A 2,199-nucleotide genomic window follows, 5' to 3' on the forward strand; every position below is an offset into this window, starting at 1 on the left:
CCCCTGGGGGGGGGCCTCCCCCCGCGCGGGGTTGTCCCGGCGGGGGGGGGGGGGGGCGCGGGGGGGCGCCCCCCCCCCGCCCCCCCCCCACGGCCCTCGCCGTTCCGCAACTCCTGCACGGGTCGAAAAGTAGCCCGAATGACCCCAGACTGAGGCAGAGCGTGATGTTCTGCTGCTGACGGGGAGGAGGTACGGGCATGCGCGCGATACGCCAGAGCTTCGGGGCGTTCGCCTCCGTCGCCGTTCTGATCACCGGGACGTTCGTGGCCACCGAGCTGCGGGCCGCTCCCGCCCCGGCCGAGGAGCTCCCGGCCGCCGCCCCGACAGCACAGGAACCGGAGAACTTCGGGGCCTCCTGCCGCACCGTCGTCGAGGGCTCCCGCGTCACCGCGCACTGCAGCAACCCGTACCCCCGCACCGACCGGATCCGCCTCCACGTGGAGTGCGAGCGCTGGTGGGACGTCGACAGCGACAGCGCCCCCGTGGAGGTCGAACCCGCCGACTACGCCCGGGTCACCGGCCGCTGCTGGAAGGAGGTCCGGTCGGCCTGGATCACGCACGAGCCCGCGGATCCGGCTCCTGCCCCCGACTCTCCTCCGGTACGGGGCTCCTGAGGCACATGAAGGGGTAGCCGGCCGCCTCCGTGCCGGCCCGCTCGGCATCACCCTCGCGGATCGCGTCCACCAGGCGCGCGTGGTCCATGTGGTTCTCCGGCCGCAGCACCTGCCCGACGTCGTCGCGCAGCCAGTCCCGCAGCAGATCGCCCAGGTCCGCGTAGAGCTCCGTCAGCACCTCGTTGCCCGAGGCGGCGACGACCGCGTGGTGGAAGGCCGCGTCGACCGTCACGAACCGCTCCGCGTCCCCCGACTCCCAGGCCTCCTCGCGCCGCCCGAGCAGCGCGTCCAGCTGCTTGAGGTCCCGCTCCGTGCGCCGCTCGGCCGCGAACCGGGCCGCGGCGGACTCGAGCGTGGAGCGCAGCTCGGCGACGTGCCGGGGGTCGGAGCCGGCGAAGCGGCGGTGCATGACGCCCGCCAGCTCGCTGGTGGCGACGACGTACGTCCCCGAGCCCTGACGGATGTCGAGCAGGCCGTTGTGCGCGAGCGCGCGGACCGCCTCGCGCACGGTGTTGCGGGCGACGCCCAGCTGCTCGACCAGTTCGGGTTCGGTCGGGATGCGCGAACCCACCGGCCACTCGCCGGAGGTGATCTGGTTCCGCAGCTCGGCGATCACCTGATCGGAGAGACCGGTGCGCCGGGGGTGACCGAGGGCCATGGAACGCCTTCCCATTGATTCGAGCCTGGAGCGGTGGAGATGAGACCGTTCGAGATTGAACGGTTCGAGATTGGACAACCAATCATCCCATGATTCTATGATGGCCTCATGTCCGACGAGCAGAAGACCCTCGACCCTGCCGCGACCGCGCCGTCCGCAGGCCCCGCCACCGCCGGCGATTCTCCCGCACCGGACCGTGCCGCCCCGGCGCGCCGCTGGGCCCTCGGCATCGTCGCCGTCGGACTCGTCCTGGCCGCGCTCAACCTGCGCCCCGCCATCACCAGCCTCGGCGCGCTCCTCGAAGAGGTCAGCGCCGACCTCCACATGAGCGGCACCGTCGCCGGTGTCCTCACCTCCGTCCCGCCGCTCTGCTTCGCCGTCTTCGGCATCACCGCGCCCCGCCTCGCGCGCCGCTTCGGCCCCGCCGCCGTCGTCTGCGCGGGCATGGCCGCGATCTTCACCGGCCTCGTCCTGAGGCCCTTCGCGACCGGCACCGCCGCGTTCCTGGCCGCCAGCGCCCTCGCCCTCATGGGCATCGCCGTCAGCAACGTCCTGATGCCGGTGATCGTCAAGCGGTACTTCCCCGACCGGGTCGGCAGCATGACCGGGCTCTACTCCATGGCGCTCGCCCTGGGCACCTCCGTCGCCGCGGCCGCGACCGTCCCCATGACCGACGCCCTCGGCGGCGGCTGGCGCCTCGGCCTGGGCGTCTGGGCGGTCCTCGCCGCGCTCGCCGTGCTGGCCTGGCTGCCGCTCCTGCGCGACCGGGACGCCGACACGGCGCCGAAGGCCGCCGCGGCCCCCGCGGAGGGACCGCGCGACCCGGCCTCGCGGACCCTCGCGTCGCAGGCCCCCGCGCCGCGGGCCGTCGCCTCGCGGACCCGCGCACCGCAGGCCCGCGCACCGCAGGCCCGCGCACCGCAGGCC

The 2,199-nt window shown here is 74.4% G+C and carries 3 protein-coding genes; 2 read left to right on the forward strand and 1 reads right to left on the reverse strand.

The window, feature by feature from the left end; genetic code table 11:
• Positions 1 to 197: 197 nt before the first annotated feature.
• On the forward strand, positions 198 to 614 hold the full coding sequence (locus tag ACWGN5_RS41035) for a hypothetical protein (RefSeq protein WP_453523907.1): 417 nt from the start codon (positions 198 to 200) through the stop codon (positions 612 to 614).
• Here the strand turns inward: ACWGN5_RS41035 and ACWGN5_RS41040 are convergent.
• The gene (locus ACWGN5_RS41040) at positions 553 to 1,272 is read right to left on the reverse strand and encodes a FadR/GntR family transcriptional regulator (protein ID WP_453523913.1); all 720 of its coding nucleotides are present in this window, start codon (positions 1,270 to 1,272) and stop codon (positions 553 to 555) included. The genes ACWGN5_RS41035 and ACWGN5_RS41040 overlap by 62 nt on opposite strands.
• Positions 1,273 to 1,380: 108 nt before the next feature.
• On the opposite strand from ACWGN5_RS41040, the gene ACWGN5_RS41045 reads away from it, so the two are divergent.
• A partial coding sequence (locus tag ACWGN5_RS41045; protein ID WP_453523910.1) for an MFS transporter occupies positions 1,381 to 2,199 on the forward strand: 819 nt, incomplete at its 3' end.

This window comes from Streptomyces sp. NPDC055815, from assembly GCF_053616475.1.

Excerpts from the sequence above, each read along its gene's own strand:
- ACWGN5_RS41040 (WP_453523913.1), bottom strand. The coding sequence starts at position 1,272 with ATGGCCCTCGGTCACCCCCGGCGCACCGGTCTCTCCGATCAGGTGATC.
- ACWGN5_RS41035 (WP_453523907.1), top strand. The coding sequence starts at position 198 with ATGCGCGCGATACGCCAGAGCTTCGGGGCGTTCGCCTCCGTCGCCGTT.